This is a genomic window from Micromonospora sp. NPDC005324 (assembly GCF_040607155.1).
Taxonomy (GTDB): Bacteria; Actinomycetota; Actinomycetes; order Mycobacteriales; family Micromonosporaceae; genus Micromonospora; species Micromonospora trifolii.
On sequence record NZ_JBEXGE010000129.1, the window covers coordinates 1 to 1,248 of the forward strand.

At 66.7% G+C, this 1,248-nt stretch carries 2 protein-coding genes; one reads left to right on the top strand and one right to left on the bottom strand.

The annotated features are described in order from the left end of the window. The first annotated feature begins 65 nt into the window (after nt 1-65). Nucleotides 66-401, top strand: coding sequence for a hypothetical protein (locus ABZS40_RS36725; RefSeq protein WP_354949353.1), 336 nt, complete (start codon nt 66-68; stop codon nt 399-401). 13 nt (nt 402-414) lie between these two features. Here the strand turns inward: ABZS40_RS36725 and ABZS40_RS36730 are convergent. Next, nucleotides 415-1,248, bottom strand: a protein-coding gene (locus tag ABZS40_RS36730) for an IS5 family transposase (RefSeq protein WP_354949355.1) whose coding sequence is annotated in 2 segments (ribosomal slippage) — nt 415-941 and nt 941-1,248 — 835 coding nt annotated over the 2 segments. Because the reading frame shifts where the segments join, the coding sequence is not laid out codon by codon here. This gene is flagged as partial in the annotation.

Genomic DNA, 1,248 nt, shown 5'->3' on the forward strand with positions numbered 1-1,248 from the left:
TAGGGCCTGTCCTGTCGATCTTGAATCGTCTGGTCAGGTGACGTCACATCGAGGGATCATGGGGCATGACCGATGCTGATGCGGTGCTGAGGATCGCGGATTTGCGCCGAGCGTGCTTGATGCTGTTGGACGCGGCGGAGAGCCGGTTCGGTCCTCAGATGCAGCTGTCACAGCTCGGCGTTGACTACTACTGGAACGTCGATCTTCGTGCGGCATACGCGATGGTCCCGCGGCCGGAGCTGGAGATCGACTGCGGGCAGAGCAGCGACGATCTCGCAGAGCTGTCCAGCCTTCTCCAGCGAGATCCGAAGGACATCGTATCGCTGTGGCACGACATCCCGCACGTGAGCGGCCTCTTGCGGCTGCTGGCGTACCTCGACCTGCCTGACTGCGGCAACTAGGGCCTCCTGTCGATCATGGGAGCCAGATGATGGCGGCGATGAGGACGAGGCTGGCCTGGTAGAGGGATGCTCGTTTGGCGTAGCGGGTGGCCAGGTCACGCCACTGTTTGAGCCGGTTGAAGCAGCGTTCCACGACGTTGCGTTTGCGGTAGACCTGCTTGTCGAAGGCCGGTGGTCGCCCGCCGGCGCTGCCCTTGGCGCCACGGCGGGCGACCTGGTCCGAGCGTTCGGGAATGACGTGCCGGACGCCGCGCTGGCGCAGGGCTCGGCGGGTCGAGTCATGCGCGTAACCCTTGTCGGCGATCAGCACGTCGGGTCGCTTGCGGGGCCGTCCGGGTCCCGGCTCGTTGACGCAGATCGCATCGAGCAACGCCAGAAGTTGGGGATTGTCGCCGGCCTGGCCGGGCGTGAGCAGGATCGACAATGGTCGGCCGCGTCCGTCGACGGCGAGGTGGATTTTCGTGCTCAGTCCGCCTCGGGACCGGCCGATGGCCTCGCCATCTTGCGCACCAGGCGTCGCCGGACTTGATGGGGAGCCCCTTTTTTGCGGGCGCCAGCGGAGTGCTGGTGCGCCCGCACGACCGACGAGTCGATGCTGATCGTCCACTGCACGGGTGTGCCGTCGTCATGGACCTGCGCTGCGGTGAGGATCCGATCCCAGGTGCCATCCGCGGTCCACCGCCGCAGCCGTTCGTGGCAGGTCTTCCACGGTCCGAAGCGTTCCGGCAGGTCACGCCACGGCGCCCCCGTACGCAGCTTCCACAAGATCCCATTGATGACCTGCCGGTGATCCCGCCACCGCCCCCGCGCACCACCAGGCTCGGGCAGCAGCGGCGCGATCACCGCC